The organism is Streptomyces sp. NBC_01210 (genome assembly GCF_036010325.1).
In the GTDB taxonomy this organism is placed as follows: domain Bacteria; phylum Actinomycetota; class Actinomycetes; order Streptomycetales; family Streptomycetaceae; genus Streptomyces.
In genome coordinates, this window is record NZ_CP108549.1 from 1,528,420 (window position 1) to 1,546,597 (window position 18,178).

The 18,178-nt window shown below is 69.8% G+C and carries 17 protein-coding genes; 7 read left to right on the forward strand and 10 right to left on the reverse strand.

Annotation, left to right across the window (positions count from 1 at the left end):
- Positions 1-14: 14 nt before the first annotated feature.
- On the reverse strand, positions 15-1,514 hold the full coding sequence (locus tag OG735_RS06755) for an SCO1417 family MocR-like transcription factor (protein WP_327322217.1): 1,500 nt from the start codon (positions 1,512-1,514) through the stop codon (positions 15-17).
- A 64-nt stretch (positions 1,515-1,578) separates the two neighbouring features.
- Between OG735_RS06755 and yczE the strand changes: the two genes are divergently transcribed.
- From yczE to OG735_RS06775, 4 genes are all read left to right on the forward strand, one after another.
- Positions 1,579-2,262: a membrane protein YczE gene (gene yczE, locus OG735_RS06760; protein ID WP_327322218.1), complete on the forward strand. Its 684-nt coding sequence runs from the start codon at positions 1,579-1,581 to the stop codon at positions 2,260-2,262.
- On the forward strand, positions 2,259-3,023 hold the full coding sequence (locus OG735_RS06765; protein WP_327322219.1) for a glycerophosphodiester phosphodiesterase: 765 nt from the start codon (positions 2,259-2,261) through the stop codon (positions 3,021-3,023). The genes yczE and OG735_RS06765 overlap by 4 nt, the downstream gene beginning before the upstream one ends.
- A 43-nt stretch (positions 3,024-3,066) precedes the next feature.
- Positions 3,067-4,422: an MFS transporter gene (locus tag OG735_RS06770; RefSeq protein ID WP_327322220.1), complete on the forward strand. Its 1,356-nt coding sequence runs from the start codon at positions 3,067-3,069 to the stop codon at positions 4,420-4,422.
- A gap of 255 nt (positions 4,423-4,677) precedes the next feature.
- On the forward strand, positions 4,678-5,052 hold the full coding sequence (locus OG735_RS06775) for an RNA polymerase-binding protein RbpA (RefSeq protein WP_161311542.1): 375 nt from the start codon (positions 4,678-4,680) through the stop codon (positions 5,050-5,052).
- 202 nt (positions 5,053-5,254) lie between these two features.
- Here OG735_RS06775 and fxsA read toward each other — a convergent pair whose 3' ends face one another.
- From fxsA to OG735_RS06795, 4 genes are all read right to left on the reverse strand, one after another.
- On the reverse strand, positions 5,255-5,833 hold the full coding sequence (gene fxsA / locus OG735_RS06780) for an FxsA family membrane protein (RefSeq protein ID WP_327322221.1): 579 nt from the start codon (positions 5,831-5,833) through the stop codon (positions 5,255-5,257).
- 94 nt (positions 5,834-5,927) lie between these two features.
- Positions 5,928-6,695, reverse strand: coding sequence for a polyprenol monophosphomannose synthase (locus tag OG735_RS06785; RefSeq protein ID WP_327322222.1), 768 nt, complete (start codon positions 6,693-6,695; stop codon positions 5,928-5,930).
- A 517-nt stretch (positions 6,696-7,212) separates the two neighbouring features.
- Positions 7,213-8,853, reverse strand: coding sequence for an amidohydrolase (locus OG735_RS06790; protein WP_327322223.1), 1,641 nt, complete (start codon positions 8,851-8,853; stop codon positions 7,213-7,215).
- Positions 8,854-8,862: 9 nt separating this feature from the next.
- Positions 8,863-9,303: an Lrp/AsnC family transcriptional regulator gene (locus OG735_RS06795; RefSeq protein ID WP_327322224.1), complete on the reverse strand. Its 441-nt coding sequence runs from the start codon at positions 9,301-9,303 to the stop codon at positions 8,863-8,865.
- A 204-nt stretch (positions 9,304-9,507) separates the two neighbouring features.
- Here OG735_RS06795 and OG735_RS06800 point away from each other — a divergent pair, with 204 nt between their 5' ends.
- Positions 9,508-9,912, forward strand: a complete 405-nt coding sequence (locus OG735_RS06800; RefSeq protein ID WP_327322225.1) for a hypothetical protein — start codon at positions 9,508-9,510, stop codon at positions 9,910-9,912.
- 27 nt (positions 9,913-9,939) lie between these two features.
- On the opposite strand, the gene OG735_RS06805 is transcribed toward OG735_RS06800, so the two are convergent.
- The 3 genes from OG735_RS06805 to OG735_RS06815 form a co-directional block, all read right to left on the reverse strand.
- A complete protein-coding gene (locus OG735_RS06805) occupies positions 9,940-11,010 on the reverse strand; it encodes a phosphotransferase family protein (protein ID WP_327322226.1) in 1,071 nt (356 codons plus the stop codon).
- 123 nt (positions 11,011-11,133) lie between these two features.
- The gene (locus OG735_RS06810; RefSeq protein ID WP_442812587.1) at positions 11,134-12,198 is read right to left on the reverse strand and encodes a hypothetical protein; all 1,065 of its coding nucleotides are present in this window, start codon (positions 12,196-12,198) and stop codon (positions 11,134-11,136) included.
- Positions 12,199-12,664: 466 nt separating this feature from the next.
- The gene (locus OG735_RS06815; RefSeq protein WP_327322228.1) at positions 12,665-13,837 is read right to left on the reverse strand and encodes an acyl-CoA dehydrogenase family protein; all 1,173 of its coding nucleotides are present in this window, start codon (positions 13,835-13,837) and stop codon (positions 12,665-12,667) included.
- A 342-nt stretch (positions 13,838-14,179) separates the two neighbouring features.
- Here OG735_RS06815 and OG735_RS06820 point away from each other — a divergent pair, with 342 nt between their 5' ends.
- Positions 14,180-15,442 carry a glycoside hydrolase family 18 protein gene (locus OG735_RS06820; RefSeq protein ID WP_327328226.1) on the forward strand — a complete coding sequence of 421 codons (1,263 nt, stop codon included), beginning with the start codon at positions 14,180-14,182 and terminating at the stop codon, positions 15,440-15,442.
- A gap of 82 nt (positions 15,443-15,524) precedes the next feature.
- On the opposite strand, the gene OG735_RS06825 is transcribed toward OG735_RS06820, so the two are convergent.
- A complete protein-coding gene (locus tag OG735_RS06825; protein WP_327322229.1) occupies positions 15,525-15,677 on the reverse strand; it encodes an SCO1431 family membrane protein in 153 nt (50 codons plus the stop codon).
- A gap of 117 nt (positions 15,678-15,794) precedes the next feature.
- Positions 15,795-17,156 carry a peptidase C39 family protein gene (locus tag OG735_RS06830; RefSeq protein WP_327322230.1) on the reverse strand — a complete coding sequence of 454 codons (1,362 nt, stop codon included), beginning with the start codon at positions 17,154-17,156 and terminating at the stop codon, positions 15,795-15,797.
- Between the two features lie 185 nt (positions 17,157-17,341).
- Here OG735_RS06830 and OG735_RS06835 point away from each other — a divergent pair, with 185 nt between their 5' ends.
- On the forward strand, positions 17,342-17,926 hold the full coding sequence (locus tag OG735_RS06835) for a uridine kinase family protein (RefSeq protein WP_327322231.1): 585 nt from the start codon (positions 17,342-17,344) through the stop codon (positions 17,924-17,926).
- The last annotated feature ends 252 nt before the right edge of the window (positions 17,927-18,178 follow it).

Consider the following 18,178-nt stretch of genomic DNA (forward strand, 5'->3'; position numbering starts at 1 on the left):
GATTTCGGAATCCGTCAGGCAACAAACGTCCGCGGCGCCTCCGTGCCGGTGCTCGCGCCCGTCTCGACGAGCCGCGCCGCCGCCGCCAGCCGCGCCGCCGCCTCCTCCGCGACCACCCCGCCGACCGTGAACGGCAGCCGTACGTAGCCCTCGAAGGCCCCGTCGACACCGAATCGCGGCCCCGAAGGCACCCGCACCCCCACGCGCTCACCGACCTCGGCGAGCCGGGATCCCGACAGCCCTCCGGTGCGTACCCAGAGCGTCAGCCCACCGCTCGGCACATCGAACTCCCAGTCCGGCAGCTCCCGGCGGACCGCCGCGACCAGCGCGTCACGGTTCTCGCGTGCCTGGGTACGCCGAATGGACACGGCTTCCTCCCAGCCCCCGGTCTGCATCAGCCAGTTGACCGCGAGCTGTTCCAGCACCGGCGTGCCCAGGTCCGCGTATGCGCGTGCCGCGACCAGGGAACGGATCACGTCGGGTGCCGCGCGCACCCATCCGATCCGCATGCCGGCCCAGAAGGCCTTGCTGGCCGAGCCGACGGTGAGGACCGTACTGCCCGCCGGGTCGAAGGCGCAGACGGGCCGCGGCATGTCGATGTCGTCGTCCAGGTGCAGCTCGGACATGGTCTCGTCGACGACCAGGACGGTGCCGGCCGAGCGTGCGGCGTCCACGAGGCGGCGCCGCTGGTCCTCGTCGGCAAGCGCGCCGGTGGGGTTGTGGAAGTCGGCGACGACGTAGGCGAGCCGGGGCGCGGCGTCGCGCAGTACCTGCCGCCACCGGGACAGGTCCCAGCCGGTCAGCCCTTCGGCCATGGCCACCGGCACGAGGCGGGCCCCGGCCTCGCGCATCAGCTGGAGGATGTTGGCGTAGGAGGGGGATTCGACGGCGATGCGTTCGCCGCGCCCCGCGAAGAGGTGGCAGATGGCGTCGATGGCGCCCATCGCGCCGGTGGTGACCATGATCTGCTCGGGCATGGTGGGGATGCCGCGCCGGGTGTAGCGGTCGGCAAGCATCTGGCGCAGGGCGGGCAGGCCGGCCGGGTAGTCGCCGTGGGTGTGTGCGTACGGGGGCAGTTCTTCGAGCGCTCCCTGGACGGCTCGGGTGAGCCAGGGTTCGGGCGCGGGCAGGGCGGCGCAGCCGAGGTCGATCATCGAGCCGAGCGATTCCGGCGGCAGGGGTTCCAGTCCGCGGGCGGGCAGTGGGTTCCCGGCGGGTACGGCGGTCCAGCTGCCCGCTCCCCTGCGGGACTCGAGGAAGCCTTCGGCGCGCAGCGCTTCGTAGGCCGCCGCGACGGTGGTGCGGCTGACGGAGAGGGCGAGGGCGAGTTCGCGTTCGGCGGGGAGCCGTGCGGCGACAGGGACGCGGCCTTCGAGGACGAGGAGCCGGATGCCGTCGGCGAGTGCGCGGTAGGCGGGGGGCTTGCGGGTGCCTGGTCCGGCCGGGCGGGATTGCTGGGAGGTGAGCTGCCTGGCGAGCTGAGCCGCGCCTACCGCTGAGGTCCACTGCGTCATGGAAGTCAGTCCACCTTCCTCGAATTGGCCATGGTTGCCGTCTGTTCCGTAGCCACAGAGTGTCATGCGTCAGTCCACAACCGCCAGAGGGGGCTCCATCGTGTCCGCGCATCTCACCCGCAGGCTGCTGCATCTGTACATCGGTCTGGCGCTGTGCGGGGTGAATTCGGCGCTCCTTGTGCGCGGCGGGCTGGGGCTCGAGCCGTGGGGTGTGCTTCATCAGGGTCTGGCCGAGCGCACGGGACTGACGATCGGCGTGGTGTCGATCATCGTCGGCGCGGCTGTTCTGCTGCTGTGGATTCCGATCAGGCAGCGGCCGGGTCTTGGCACGGTTTCGAATGTCTTTGTGATCGGAATCACGATGGACGGCACGCTGGCGCTGGTGCCCGATGTGTCCGGGCTCGGGGCGCAGATTCCGGTGATGGCCGGGGGCATCGTGCTCAATGGGGTGGCAACGGGCCTGTATCTCTCGGCGCGGTTCGGGCCGGGTCCGCGGGACGGTCTGATGACGGGGCTGCACCGGCTCACGGGGCGTTCGATCCGGCTGGTCCGTACGGCGATCGAGCTGGCTGTGGTGGCGACCGGCTTTGTGCTGGGCGGCTCGGTGGGTGTCGGCACGGTCGCGTATGCGTTGGCCATCGGGCCGCTGGCGCAGTTGTTCCTGCGTGTCTTCGCCATCTCGGAGCGGGACGGTGGCAGCACGGTGGTCGCCGGCGCGACACCGAAGCAGGCGATACTGCGGCAGTGACTCGCGTACGCCACCCTTACCTGGACCATCCGTCGGTACTCGCCTTCGCCCATCGTGGCGGGGCGGCCGACGGGATAGAGAACACCGCGGCCGCTTTCCGGCGGGCCGCCGATGTCGGCTACCGCTATTTCGAGACCGATGTCCACACCACCGCGGACGGGCAGCTGGTCGCCTTTCATGACGCGACGCTGGACCGGGTGACGGATGCGCGCGGTCGGATAGCGGCGCTGCCGTGGAGCGAGGTGCGGCAGGCGAGGGTGGCGGGCAGGGAACCGTTGGCGCTGTTCGAGGAGCTGCTGGAGGAGTTCCCCCGGGCGCGCTGGAATGTGGACGTCAAAGCGGAGCCAGCGCTGGTTCCGCTGGTGGATCTGATTCGCAGGGCGGGTGCCTGGGACCGGGTGTGTGTCGGTTCCTTCTCGGAGGGCCGGGTGGCCAGGGCGATGCGTCTCGCGGGGCCGCGGCTGGCGACGTCGTACGGGGTGCGGGGCGTGGTGGGTCTACGGCTGCGTTCGTACGGGATTCCGGCGGCGCTGCGGGCGGGTGCGGTGTGCGCTCAGGTCCCGGAGTCGCAGGGCGGCATCCGCGTGGTGGACCGGCGTTTTGTGCGGGCGGCGCACGATCGGGGTCTGCAGGTGCATGTCTGGACCGTGAATGAGGCGGATCGGATGGCGGCGCTCCTCGATCTCGGTGTGGATGGCATCATGACCGATCATCTGGAGACGTTGCGCACGGTACTGACCGACCGGGGAGTCTGGGTCTGAAACCCCGCGCGTCTGCACTACGGGACGAGCGAGGGGGCGCGGGATGACGGCCGACACCGCGGACCGGACAACCGGAACGACCGGGGCGAGTGAGCGCAGACGCGAGCAACGCGGCTGGTATTTCTATGACTTCGCGTGCTCGGTCTATTCGACGAGTGTGCTGACGGTCTTCCTGGGGCCGTATCTGACGTCGGTGGCGAAAGCCGCGGCGGACGCCGACGGTTTTGTGCATCCGCTGGGTGTGCCGGTGCGGGCGGGTTCCGTTTTCGCGTACTCGGTGTCCGTGTCGGTGGTGGTGGCGGTGCTGCTGATGCCGCTGGCGGGCGCGGCGGCGGACCGTACCGGCCGGAAGAAGCCGCTGTTGGCGGTGGCGGCGTACGTGGGTGCGACCGCGACGGCGGGGATGTTCTTCCTGGACGGCGACCGGTATCTGCTGGGCGCGTTTCTGCTGATCGTCGCCAATGCGTCGCTGTCGGTGTCGATGGTGTTGTACAACGCGTATCTGCCGCAAATCTCGGAGCCGGACGAACGTGATGCGGTGTCGTCGCGCGGCTGGGCGTTCGGCTATACGTCAGGCGCGCTGGTACTGGTACTGAATCTGGTCGTGTACTCGGGTCACGAGACGTTCGGGCTTTCGGAGTCCGAGGCGGTGCGGATCTGTCTGGCGTCGGCGGGGCTGTGGTGGGGCGCCTTCACACTGGTGCCGCTGCGGCGGCTGCGGGACCGGCGGCTGGCGCCGAGTGGCGAGGGGGCGGTCGGTTCGGGGTGGCGGCAGCTGATGGCCACGTTGCGGGACATGCGCCGGCATCCGTTGACGCTGTCGTTCCTGCTGGCCTATCTGATCTACAACGACGGCGTGCAGACAGTCATCTCACAGGCTTCGATCTACGGGTCGGAGGAGCTGGGTCTTGATCAGACAACGTTGATCACGGCAGTGCTGCTGGTGCAGGTGCTCGCGGTGGCGGGTGCGCTGGGCATGGGGCGGCTGGCCAGGACACATGGGGCCAAGCGGACGATTCTGGGTTCACTGGCGGTCTGGACGCTGATTCTGGCGGCGGGGTACTTCCTGCCGGCCGGGGCGCCGGTGTGGTTCTTCGGTCTCGCCGGGGCGATCGGGCTGGTTCTGGGCGGAAGCCAGGCGTTGTCGCGGTCGTTGTTCTCACATCTGGTTCCGCGCGGCAAGGAGGCCGAGTATTTCTCGGCCTATGAGATGAGCGACCGCGGGCTGAGCTGGCTGGGGCCGCTGGTGTTCGGGCTTGCATACCAGCTGACCGGCAGTTATCGGGACGCGATCATCTCTTTGGTGGTCTTCTTCGCGCTGGGATTCGTGCTGCTGGCACGGGTACCGGTGAGGCGTGCCGTGGCGGCCGCGGGCAACCCTGTGCCGGAGCGGATTTAGACGTTGAAGTGAAAGGCCGGTAGTGTACGCCTTTGGCCTGCCAGACGGACCGTTACTGCGTGCTGAAGAAGTGAATTCACTGGGTGACACTTTCTGTCAGATGTGACAAAGCGGGCACTGGTGGGTACAACAAGGGGCGGCACGACGGGCGACGCATGACCCGGAACGGGAATCTTTACCGCCGACCGGACGTTGACCGGATGACGACGACAGCGACACCTGTCCTGTGGGCGACAAGCCCGGGAGGCACGATTCATGAGTGAGCGAGCTCTCCGCGGTACGCGACTCGTGGTGACCAGCTACGAGACGGACCGCGGCATCGATCTGGCCCCGCGCCAGGCGGTGGAGTACGCATGTGAGAACGGCCATCGATTTGAGATGCCGTTCTCCGTTGAGGCGGACATTCCGCCGGAGTGGGAGTGCAAGGCGTGTGGCGCCCAGGCACTCCTGGTGGACGGCGATGGCCCCGAGGAGAAGAAGGGCAAGCCGGCGCGAACGCACTGGGACATGCTCATGGAGCGGCGTACCCGCGAGGAGCTGGAGGAGGTGCTGGCCGAGAGGCTGGCGGTTCTGCGCTCCGGCGCCATGAACATCGCTGTGCATCCGCGGGACAGCCGGAAGTCCGCCTGACCCCGTAACAACACCGCACTACAAGCACCACGCAAGATCAAGAGCCGCGGGCCGTGTCACACCGAGTGTGTGACACGGCCCGCGGCTCTGCTGTGCCTTGGATACGCTCGCGTCCCTCTCGGGACGCCCGCGTGCCCCCTCGTAGAACGCGCGTGCCCCCTCGCAAAAAGGAACGGCCCGGTCGTAAAGAGGGACGGCCGGGTCAGGGGGTCAGCGGGGGCCTCGGGCCGCCGTCCTCGTAGCCCCGCGAGGGCTGCGTGGCGTCCTGCCGGATGACCTCACCCTGGACGACCTTGCCGTCCGGGCGGTGGATGCGGGCCTGCTGGAAGGCATCGCCCAGGCTGCCGGGGGCGGCGACGCGCATCCGGTGCTCCAGGGAGCTCTCCGTGTACCGCCCGAGCGCCGAGCGGACGGGCTGCAGCAGAAGCAGCAGGCCCGCCACGTCGGAGATCAGTCCCGGCAGAATCAGAAGAAGGCCACCGAGCATCAGGAACCCGTTGCCGGTGCTGCCGGTCCCGGGCGCCGGGCTGTTGCCGGCCTGCGCCTGCTGGAGGGTCTCGGTCAAATTGCGGAAGGCCCGCCGACCGGCCCGCTTGATGACGACGGCGCCGAGGATGCCGCCGCCGACGAGCAGGGCAAGGACAGTGAGTCCGCCGGCCGCTCCGGCCACCAGGGTCAGCAGCCAGATCTCGAGCACCAGCCAGGTGGCGATGCCGAGCGGCACGAGATTGCGGGCGCGCGAGCGCCTGGGGGCTGTCGGGGGCGGAGTGCCGGTCGTCATGCCCCCAGTGTGCCTGGAAGCCCGCCGAAGCGGCGTAAGGGTGCGATCAGGAAGATCGCCCGGCTGACGCGAGCGGAAGACACCGGGAGGCGGTTCAGGAGGACTTGCGGCCGAGGAGACGATTGGCCCGGTCGCCGACGCCCCAGGCGGTGACCCGCCACAGCGCCTCGACAAGGATGTCGCGGCTCATCTTCGAGTCGCCGACCTCGCGCTCCACGAAGGTGATCGGGACCTCGACAACGTGGTAGCCGGCGGCGACGGCCCGGCGAGCGAGGTCGACCTGGAAGCAGTAGCCCTGCGAGGCGACGTCCGCGAGGCCGAGCCCTTCGAGGGTCTCCTTGCGAAAGGCCCGGAAGCCGCCCGTGATGTCACGGAGCGGCAGGCCGAGGAGCAGCCGGGAGTACGTGCTGCCGCCGCGCGAGATGAACTGACGGTGCTTCGGCCAGTTGACCACGCGGCCGCCGGGGACCCAGCGCGAGCCGAGGACCAGGTCGGCGCCCTTGAGGGCGGTGAGCAGCCGGGGCAGTTCCTCGGGCTGGTGGGAGCCGTCGGCGTCCATTTCGACGAGTACGCCGTAGCCGTGCTCGATGCCCCAGGCAAAGCCCGCCAGGTACGCGGCGCCGAGGCCTTCCTTGCCCTTGCGGTGCAGTACATGCACCTTGTCGTCGTGGGCCGCGAGTTCATCGGCGAATTTGCCGGTGCCGTCGGGGCTGTTGTCGTCGGCGACGAGGATGTCCGCCTCGGGCACGGCAACGCGCACCCGGGAGACGATCGGCTTGATGTTCTCGGCCTCGTTGTAGGTCGGGATGATCACCAAGGCTCTGCCGAGCGGGCCGTACCGCCGCTGACCGCCGTCGTTCACTACTGCCCCTTAATGTCCGTACGCAGAGCCCCACCATAGCGAGCGCTCGCCGCGCCGCTGCGGCGGCACGGACCTGGGGAGTCGTGTCTTCGGCGCGGAAGTGTGACAAGGGGCTGCGGATCGGGGCCCGGCGTCCTTCGGGCCGACCTGGGACCCGCTGGCTGCGGATCTACCGAGAGCCGTTGTCTACTGAACGCCGGGCCCCACCCGGGTCACACCTGCCGACCGGCTGAGACCTTCCCTCGCCCCCGAGGCGCGGGCGCTGAACCTGGCTCCCAGTGGCAGTGCGCCGGTGCGACGCACCACCCCATGACCCAGCGGCGTTCGACGACTGCGTGAAGGTCTGCCGGTCGGACGTCCCGTGGTGGACTCGGCCGAACCTACCGGCCGGTGGGCGCTCGCTGTCAACACTCCCCTGATCTGCGATCCTTGCCCAATTCACCAGGTCAGCGCGGAAGATGCGCAGGTCGCGCCGGAGCGCGGCGGGCATCGATCGGCGGTACGAAATGTCCGCACGTCACTCGTTCAGCCTCTCATAGACCGTTTGTCCGAAGACCACCGTCCGCAGGCAGCGGGGCAGTTCGGTGCCGGGGGTGAGATCGGGCAGGCCCGGGGTGCCGGAGCGCGGGTCGGTGGACCAGCGGGCGACGCGGTCGTCGGGGGCCTGGACGACGAGTTCCTCGGTGCGCCAGACGGCGTAGTCGGCGGGCGCGCCGGGAACCAGGACGCCGGCGTCGTCGCGGCCGATGGCACGCCAGCCGCCGCGTGTGTGGGCGGTGAAGGCGGCGCGGGCGGAGACCCGGTGTTCCGGCGTGCGGTGGAAGGCAGCGGCCCGGACCGTGCCCCAGGGGTCGAGCGGGGTCACGGGACTGTCCGAGCCGAAGGCGAGGGGCACTCCGGCGCGCAGCAGTGCGGCATACGGATTGAGGGTGCGGGCCCGCTCGGCGCCGAGGCGCTGGGCGTACATGCCCTCCGAGCCGCCCCAGGCCGCGTCGAAGGCGGGCTGGACGGAGGCGGTGAGGCCGAATTCGGCGAAGGCGGCGATGGTTTCGGATGTGAGCATCTCGGCGTGTTCGACACGGTGGCGGGCTGCGCGTACGCGGGCGAGGCCGAGCGTGTCGGCGGCGGCCCTGACGCCGTCCGTGACGGCGGTGAGGGCGGCATCGCCGATGGCGTGGAACCCGGCCTGGAGCCCGGCTTCGGTGCAGGCGGTGACATGGGCGGCGACGGCCGCGGTGTCGAGGTGGGCGGCGCCGGCGTGCGGGGCGTCGGCGTACGGGGCGTGCAGGCAGGCGGTGTGCGAGCCGAGGGAGCCGTCGACGAAGAGGTCACCGGCCGCGCCGATGGCGCCGAGTTCGCGGATGCGCTGTGCGTCCTTTGCGCTCGCGACCTGTTCGGCCCAGTAGCCGACGACGCGCGGGCCCGGCTCCGCCTCGGCCAGTTTCAGCAGGGAGGTGAAGTCGTCCTCGTCGGAGATGTCGGGGCCGGCGCACTCGTGGACGGTGCCGATGCCGAGCGAGCCGGCCCTGGCGAGTGCGGCGCGCTGGGCGGCGGCGCGCTGGCCGGGGGTGATCGCTGCGTGGGCGGCGGCGCGTACGGCGTGGTGGGCGGCAGCGGTCAGCGGCGCGTCCGGGTGGTAACCGCCGAAGTCGGTGATGCCGGGGACGAAGTCGAGCAGGGCGGTGGTGACCACGGCCGAGTGGACGTCGATCCGGGGCAGATAGAGAGCACGGCCGCCGGCCGCCTGGTCGAGTTCGGTGCGGGACGGCGGACGCTGCTCGGGCCAGCGCGTGGCGTCCCAGCCGTGACCGAGGAGGACCTTGTCGGCGGAGTGTGCGGCGCTGTGCTCCCGTACGAGATCGAGCGCTTCGACCAGGGTGCGGGCGCCGGACAGGTCGAGGCCGGTGAGGGCGAGGCCGGTCGCCGTGGTGTGTACGTGTGCGTCGGTGAACGCCGGAGTGACCAGAGCCCCTTCCAGGTCGATCACCTCGTCGACTCCGGCGGCGAAGGCGTCGGCGGCGCCTTCCGAGCCCACCCAGCCGATATGTCCTCGCTCGACGACCATCGCGGTGGCGAAGGGGTCGGCGGGGCTGTGGACTTCTCCACCGCGCAGCAGCACGGTGCGGTGTTCGGCCTGGGGGGCGGTGCTGTCGGTCATGGGAACAGCCTAGATACGCGGCGGGCGTGCCTCGTACGGGGTGGAGAGGACGACGGTCGTACGGGTGGAGACACCGGACAGCGAGCGGATGCGGGTGAGCAGGTGCTCGAGCTCGAGCGGGGTCGCGACGCGCACCTTGAGGATGTAGTTCTCCTCGCCCGCGACGCTGTGGCAGGCCTCGATCTCCGGCACGTCGGCGAGGCGTTCCGCGATGTCGTCGGGGGCACTGGGGTCAAACGGCTTGACCGAGATGAAGGCGGTGAGCGGCAGCCCGACCGCCTCGGGGTCGACGACGGCGGCATAGCCGCGGATGACGCCGCGCTGCTCGAGGCGGCGGACGCGCTGATGCACCGCCGATGTGGACAGGCCCGTGGCCTTGCCCAGGTCGGTGTAGCTCATCCGCCCGTCCGTGACGAGCAATTCCACGATCTGACGATCCAGCTCCTCCATGCGGATCAACCTATTGCCCCAGGTCCCTTCCGGCACAGTCGGCGGCCACACGGAGTGGCACCTGCGGCGGGCATGTGACGAATGCCACAGGTTTGCCGACCGGTCCGTCGTGATCACGCGGTTGCCTGACTGGCGCGTGGGGAATTGCTTGCTTTGGTCGAGGCCGCAAGTGCCTGGTCGGCCCACCTGAGGGGGAGAATCTCCATGCAGAACCTGAAGAACAGCGGACGTACCGAACCGGAGCCTGTTGATTCGGCCGACCCGGCTGAGATCGACGAGCTCGACGCGTACGACACCTTCGAGATGTACCGGGTGATCTGCCCGGACTGCGCGCAGCCGATCGCTCTGCTGGCGGACGAGGACGTCCTGCCGGAGCATGCACTGTGCCCCACCCCGTGGAATCCCTTCGGGCTGACCGTGTGCGCCGGTACGGGGCGTACGGCCGCCGAGGCACGTCCCGCGGACGAGACGTTCGAAGTCCAGGAGCAGGACACCGCACTGCTGTTGACGCTCCCTCAGGGGCTCGACTGGCGGACCCAGCCCTTCTCCCACGTCGGCGGTCCGGGCTCGCGTCCGGTCAAGATGCCGCATATGCGGCGTGCGGCCTGAGCGGTCCAAGGGCGAGGCCCCAGTAGGTCACCAGTAGCTTCCCTGCACCATGGCGGCAAGGCCGGCGTGGTGCAGGATCAGGCTGTCCGGGTCTTCGGGCACCTGTACCTCACCGAAGTGGATCTGCCGGTAGGCCACCCGGAGCATGACGATCGCGTGCCGCAGCGCGGCATAGAGAGTGTGGAACTCCATGTCGCGCGGGCGGTGGCCGGTGAGCTGTTCGTAACGGCGCTCTACGGCCTCGCGGCGCAGGAAGTCGGGCAGGCCCGGTTGACCGAAGCCGACAGTGAGGTCCTGGAAGAACCGGTGGAGGTAGACGGTCCAGCCGAGGTCGACCTCGCGCGGGGCGTAGGCGGCCATCTCCCAGTCGAGTACGGCAGCGGGCTCGAACCCGTCGTAGATGATGTTGCCGATGCGGGCGTCGCCCCAGTTGCGGACCGCCTCGCCCTCGTCCTCGGGCCAGTGCGCCTCGAGCCGGTCGAAGGCGCCCTCGATGAGTGGTGAGCGTGGCAGCCCCTCCACCACCCAGGCGTAGTACGCCCGTTGGGCATCGACATGGCGGCGCAGCGCGCTGCTCTCCTGTCGTGGGACCGGGTGCTGGTCGTGCAGTCGGGCGATCAGCGAGATCGTGGCCTCTTCCAACTGGGCGCGCTCGGCGTCGCTCGCGGCATGCAGCCAGTTGCCCTCGTACGTATAGGGCATGACGTCGGGCGGAACCCGGCCCTCGACGCGCTCCATCACGAAGAACGGCGCTCCCAGCGCCCCGGGATCCTCCTCCAGCCACAGCACGCGCGGCACAGGTACGTCGGTGTGCTCGGCCACGTCCCGCATGGTGCGGTACTGCAGCGCCATGTCGTACACCGGGAAGATCGTGTACGCGGCCGGGTCGGCGGCGAGCCGCAACGCGCAGGCGCGCACGGGTGGTTCGGGGTGCTCGATGTCGAAGAGCAGTGTCTCGCTGGACATGCCGTTGGACTCGGGGACCCGTACGCCCGAGACCTTGGCGCCGGGCAGCCGGCCATCCAGCCAGGCGGTGAGACGGCGGGCGAGCTCTTCGGGGTCGCGCGTGGTCGTGCGAGGGCGCGGTGCCGTTGCCATGGCGGTACTCCTCACTGTCGGTGCGTCCATTTGCGGCTGTGCCGTGGTGAACAGCGCGTTCGGCGGTGGCCGTCGCTTCCGCACGCCCTCTTCATCCACCGATGCCGGCATCCGCCCGGGCGGCTAACCGGCCACCGAGTCATAGCCGCTGAAGCCGCTCGGGTCGTGGCGGCCGAAGGTGCCGTGTTCGAAGATGCCGTGGCCGGTCCGCCCGTCGAGGGTGAAGCGGGCCGAGTGGTCCGTGACGCCGTAGGTGGCCATCGGATGGACGGCGGGGTCGGAGAGGTCGTAGCTGCGCCGGTCCCTCCAGCCGCGGCCCTGCCAGGTGCCGTGCTGCCAGTCGGTGGCGGGCGGATAGCCGGCGCCGATGGCGAGCGGTGAGGAGGCGAGGATCTCCACGCCGAGCTCAAGGAGTTTACGGGCCGGGTCGGTGAGGTGGACGACGGCACGTTCGGGGTGGCGGGTGCCGGGGCGGTAGGTGATGTCGGTGTGGGGCCAGCCGAGTTGGATGTCGTGGTGTCCGTCGCGGACGAGGACGGCTTCGCTGAGCGTGCGGTAGCCGTCGGCGTCCTCCTGGGCGATCACCATCAGGAAGCGGTCATCGAAGCGGACGGGGATCCAGAGCCAGTGGAAACCTTCGGTGCGCAGCTCCTCTGCAGCGCGGCCGCCTTCTTCGCCGGGGATGGGCCGTACACCCCAACTGCGGTCGCGGGTGCCGGTCCACTCCCCCGCCGTCACCGGAATCTCCTCGCCGGCCGCACGGATGATACCGGTGCAGCTGCCGGCCTGGACGAAGCGGCGGCCTTCGAGCATGAGCCGGTCGCCGCGGCGCTGAGTGTGGTGCGGTTCCCACACGGCAGGGAAGTCCGCGTGCCAGGTGATGTCGTACGAGAGCGAGCCGGGGTCGTCCGGGTCGGCGTCGCAGTGCAGGGTGAGACGACGCAGCGGCTCGTCGACGCTGATCCGCAGCGGGCCGACAGTGAGGTTCATCCGGTCGTCGGTGAGTGCGTCGGAGGCGCGTACGGCGTGTATCCGGTTGTCGAGGCGGAGTGTGGCGTAGGCGTCGATGACGCCGGTGTTGGGGTAGACGCCGAGGCCGGCGATGAGCAGCGCTCGGCCCCGGTGGTCGAAGACCTGGAAGATGCACCGGTCGTAGGCGTTGCGGTCGCCGGTGACGAGATGCTTCATCGACAGCGGCGCCTGGTGTACGGGGTATTCGTCGAGGGCGATGGGGCGGTCGTCTGACACGGCAGACCTCCTGGGCGGCAGCTGACCTCCTGGACGGCAAGAAAGTTGACGGTACGTCAGAAACCTTGCGGGAGGCCAGAGCCCGGCGCCGTACTCGTATCACCGCGGACCACGTGCGGGCATGGCGCGAACTCGCGCTCGATTCTTCTCGGCGGTAACCCGGCCGGGACGCAGGGCGTTGGCCAGTCATGACCCTGCAGTACGCCACGACCAGTCACGGCCGGCGCCGCCTTGCGACACCCGCTCCGGAAGAATCGGTTCCGCATCCGGCCGATCCGCCCATCTACCGAGAGCTGCTCCGTCAGTGGGCGAGCAAGGGCCGGACCGTGCCGGGGCGCCGGGACCCGGAGTGGAGCAGGCTCGCGGCGCCGCCGGTGTGGAACGGGCGGTTCAGCGCGTCACAGGATCAGCGCGTCTCGGGTCCGGCGAGGTGACGGGCGATGACCATGCGCTGGATCTGGTTGGTGCCCTCGACGATCTGCAGCACCTTGGCCTCACGCATATAGCGCTCGACCGGGAAGTCCAGCGTGTAGCCATAGCCGCCGAGCACCTGGACCGCGTCGGTGGTGACGCTCATCGCCGTGTCCGTACAGAACAGCTTGGCCATGGCTGCCTGCCGGGAGAAGGGCCGTCCCGCGTCGCGCAGCCGCGCGGCGGCGAGGTAGAGCGCACGGCCCGCCTCGATCCGGGTGGCCATGTCGGCGAGCATGAAGCGCAGCCCCTGGAAGTCGGCGATGGGCCGGCCGAACTGCTGTCGCCCGGTGGCGTAGGCGATGGCCTCGTCCAGGGCCGCCTGCGCGAGCCCGATGGCGCAGGCGGCGATACCGAGCCGGCCCGAGTCGAGCGCTGAGAGCGCGATCGCGAAGCCCTGGCCCTCCTCACCGATCCTGCGGGAGTCGGGGACCCGTACGGCGTCGAAGTTCAGCTGGGCGGTGGGCGAGCCCTTCATCCCCATCTTCTTCTCGGGTGCGGCGGGGTTCAGGCCCTGCGCGTCGCCGGGGACGAGGAAGGCCGTGATGCCACGGGCACCCTCACCGCCGGTGCGGGCCAGAACGGTGTAGAAGTCGGCGATGCCGCCGTGCGTGATCCAGGACTTGGTACCGGTGATCACCCAGCTGTCCCCGTCGCGCACCGCCTTGGTGCGCAGCGACGCGGCATCCGACCCGGAGGCGGGTTCGGAGAGGCAGTACGCGCCGAGGAGGCCGCCGCCGAGCATGGCGGGCAGATGCTCGGCCTGCTGCTCCTTGGTGCCGTAGCCGGCCAGTGCATGGCAGGCGAGGGAGTGGACGCTGACACCGAGGCCGACGGTGAGGCGGGCGGCGGCGAGCTCTTCGAGGACCTGGAGGTAGACCTCGTACGGCTGATCTCCGCCGCCGTACTCGGAGTCGTACGGAAGGCCGAGCAGTCCGGACTCGGACAGAAGAGAGAAGACCTCGCGCGGGAAGTGCCCGGAATCCTCCTCCTCGGCCGCCCGGGGAGCGATCTCCCGCTGGATGATGTCGCGTACCAGGGCGATCAGATCCCTGGACTCCTCGGTGGGCAGTTGACGATCCACCGGCTGCGGGGCGCGATCGGGCATTACGGCGCTCTCCTCCCTGTCGGGCGCTGCGGCGGTCGCGCGCGAAGGGTGTGGGCGCGCCGCCGGTCTTTCTGCCAAGCCGATGCTGCCCTTCCGGATCACGAAAGTGGCTGGACGGCGGCTGTGGCGCGTTGAGTATGCCCGATCAGCGGGCGTGCGTCACGGGCTGCAAGGCCTCGTTCCCATACCGCCCGACCGACCGGTGGAATTGGTCCGAACCATTGACCCCACTGGTCTAGTCCTTCTACCGTTCCCCACAGTGCATGACCGTGTTCATGCCATATAGGCCCGCAGCTCGGCAGCACTCCCCCACTCGCTCTCCCTCCCCCACGAGGAGACATGATGCTCGGACCACACCGCCCCCGCGCCCGCCTGAGGGCGCTCATCGCCGCCGCCTGTACCGCCGTGCTCGGCGCGACCCTGATCACCGGCGCCCATATCGCCTCCGCGGGCGAGTCCGCCCCCGCCGCGAAGCCCGTATCCGCTCCCGCGGCAGCAGCCGCCGGGAGCAAGGTGGTCGGCTACTTCACCGAATGGGGCGTCTACGACCGCAACTACCACGTCAAGAACATCCAGACCTCCGGGTCCGCGAACAAGCTCACCCACATCAACTACGCCTTCGGAAACGTCACCGGAGGCAAGTGCGCCATCGGTGACTCGTTCGCCGACTACGAGAAGACCTACACCGCCGGCCAGAGCGTGGACGGCGTCGCCGACACCTGGGACCAGCCGCTGCGCGGCAGCTTCAACCAGTTGCGCAAGCTGAAGAAGCTGCACCCGAACCTCAAGGTGCTGTGGTCGTTCGGCGGCTGGACCTGGTCCGGTGGCTTCGGCCAGGCCGCGGCCAACCCGGCCGCCTTCGCCCAGTCCTGCTACAACCTGGTCGAGGATCCCCGCTGGAAGGATGTCTTCGACGGCATCGACATCGACTGGGAATACCCCAACGCCTGCGGTCTGAGCTGCGACACCAGCGGTCGCGATGCCTTCAAGAACGTGATGTCCGCACTGCGTTCGAAGTTCGGCAGCTCCAACCTGGTGACCGCGGCGATCACCGCGGACGCCTCGTCCGGAGGCAAGATCGAGAAGGCGAACTACGCGGGCGCGGCCCAGTACGTCGACTGGTACAACCCGATGACGTACGACTTCTTCGGCGCCTGGGCGGCGCAGGGCCCCACCGCCCCGCACTCACCGCTCACCTCCTACACCGGCATCCCGCAGCAGGGCTTCAACACCAGCGCCGCGATCACCAAGCTCAAGGGGCTCGGCATCCCCTCGTCGAAGCTGCTGCTCGGGATCGGCTTCTACGGACGCGGCTGGACGGGCGTGACACAGAAGGCGCCCGGTGGCACGGCGACCGGAGCGGCGCCCGGCAAGTACGAACCGGGCATCGACGACTACAAGGAGCTCAAGTCCAAGTGCCCGGCCAACGGGACCGTCGCCGGGACCGCGTACGCGCACTGCGGCAGCCAGTGGTGGAGCTACGACACCCCTGCCACCATCGCCGGGAAGATGACCTACAAGAACCAGCAGAGTCTGGGCGGCACCTTCTTCTGGGAGCTCAGCGGTGACACCACGGGCGGAGAGCTGATCAAGGCCATCAACTAGGGCGTGTTTGAGAAGTAGCGCCGTCCGCCCGCAGGGCGGGGAGCCGGCGGGCTCCCCGCCCTTGCGTCATGCCGGGCGGCTGTCAGACCAGTCCGAGCTGGGTGACAAGCATGGCGAGGACGACGACAAGGGTCCAGCCGAGGATGTGCTCGAGGACCTTGGAGTCCTCGGGGCCGCCGGTGCGGGTGCGGGGCTCGGCGCGGGCAGCGGTGACGGCAGCGGCGGTCGAAGTCATGGTGCGTCCCGTTCAGTCGTCTGGCGGATGGACGTCCCCCCGTGACCTGACCACAGTGCCAGCGATACCGGCCCCGGGGCAGCGACGTGCGTCACAGCGCCCGGGGCGGCAGGTACCTCATCGGATACCGACGGCCTCCAGAGCCCGGCGCTGGGCGGGGGTCGGATGGGCAGGCCAGTACAGATAGCAGACGCCACCTGTGCCGGAGACCACTTTGCCGCTCGCGTTGTAGCGCTTGGTGCGGAGCCAGATCTTCTCCCACTCGGCGCGCCGGTAGACACGGCGTACGGCGCCGTTGCTGGGCGATGCGGGGTCGTTGGCGATCACATCGCCGTCGGCCGTGAAGCCGATCACGGTCATCAGATGCCCGGAGGTGCCGTAGCCCGCGCCGGTCAGCTCCTCCTTGAGGAAGGACTGAGACGTTATGGCCGGGATTCCCGCCCGGATGAGCGTCTCCAGGTCGGTGAGCGAGGAGAGCCGGGTGACGACCGAGCTCATGTCCTTGAAGGTGGCCGCGTAGGCGGCGTTGAAGGGCCAGTTACCGCAGCCGTTGTACTGGTAGTCGAAGGTGAAGCGGGCCGCGTGGCAGACCTGCGGGTCGGCGAACGCGGGGTTCACCCAGGCCAGGTCGGCGGCCGACGGCTTCCGGCCCCAGTACTCGATGATCATCTGCGAGGAGGTGGGGCTGCACCAGGCCTCGCCGCCGTTGTCGTACTCCGGGTACTGGCCGACGTGGGTGTTCTGCGAGTAGCGCGGTACGGACAGCTCGCGGGCGAGTCCCGGCGTGGAGGCGGGGACGGTGAACCGGTCCGGGATGTCCGAGGCCATTGCGCCGAGCCGCCACACGGTGGGCGTGAGCCGGGTGCCGGGCTTGCGGTAGAGGGTCAGCCGCAGTTGGTACGAGACCAGCCGCAGCCCGCCGGCCGCATCGTCGATGGAGAAGGTGTCGGTCCAGATGCTGGCCTTGCCGTCGCTCTGGTCGTCGAGGGACGTCCGGCGGATGTCCCCGTCGCCCGCCGCCCAGCGGCCCATCACGAACCAGGGGGACCAGGCGGTGTCGGAGTATTTGCCGCGCAGCTCGACCTGGAGCCAGGTTCCGGCCGGGGCGTGTGCGTTCCAGGAGGCGATGGCCTCGGTCGCGGGCACCCGCGAGCGGTGGACGGGCGAGGTCCAGGTGGCGTACTCCCAGATCGCGGTGGTGCCGGTGTGCGGATCGGTGTAGTCGGTGCGGCCGGCGGGAGCGGCGATGACGAGTCCGGGGCGGCGGCCGGCGACGGCCCGGGTGCCGGACGCGGTGCCGCAGCGCCAGTCGGTGTACGAGGTCCAGAACCGGTTGTCGACCAGCGGGACGGAGCCGGTGCGGCCGTCCTCCGAGGCCGGCGCGGCGGCCGCCGGCGCGGCGGAGGACAGCGCCCCCGCACCCGCCGCTGCCGCGATCGCGGCGCTCAGCACGGATCTGCGCGAAGTAGGTCTGGGCATGGGACCCCCCAAGTCAGGTGCGCGACAGTGGGGCAACTATCGCGGGTCCGGGCGGACTTCTGCCAGCACTTCGGACCGCGTCGCTCCACCAATATTGGTCTGGTCCACTGGCGTGACCTGCGGCGGGTGCGCCGCACTCACAGGGTGGCGGGCCTCTTGGACAGCGGGCCTCCTAGGCTGGCGGGATGGACGACCTCGATCGGCAGGCCACGGCGCTGCGCGCACTTTCACCCTCGTGCGGACCGGTGCGGCTGATCGCTGTCGACGGCCACGCGGGCTCGGGGAAGAGCACGTTCGCGGCCCGGCTCGCGGCGGCGCTCGGCGACGGCGTGCCGGTGCTGCATCTCGACGACCTGGCCACCCACGAGGAGTTCTTCGCCTGGACGGACCGGATGCTGACCCAGGTGATCGGTCCACTCTCGCGCGGCAGGACCGCGCACTACGACCCGTACGACTGGAATCTGCGCCGCTTCGGGTCCCCACGCCCCCTGGAGGCGGCTCCTGTCGTGCTGATCGAGGGAGTGGGGGCGGGGCGGCGGGCGTTGCGCCCGTTTCTCGCGAGGCTGTTGTGGATGGAGCGCAGCGCGCAGGAGTCCTGGGAGCGAGGCCGGGACCGGGACGGGAGCGAGCTGTCCGCATTCTGGGACGGCTGGACGATGGCGGAGACACGCCATTTCTTGGCGGACCCTTCTCGTCCGTTCGCGGATGCCCTGGTACGCGAGTGCCAGGAGGGGTACGAGTGGCTCCAGGGACCTCCTGTGACAGCATGACCGAACCGGATCATCACGTACAGTTACTGCTTTTACCTGGCATACCGAGCGGTCGGAAATCGCCCTCAAGAGTGCCTCAACTCTGCTTGACCGAGGGGGCGTACAGGTCTTACGTTCTCAATGTGCGGCTTTCCGGAGCCGCCGCAGACGCGAAGCCCCCGGTTGTTCCCCCGTGATCGGGGGCTTCGTTCTGCCCTCTTCCCCGGCGCCGCACCCCACTCCCCGCTCACCCTGGGTCACCGTCACCGGGGC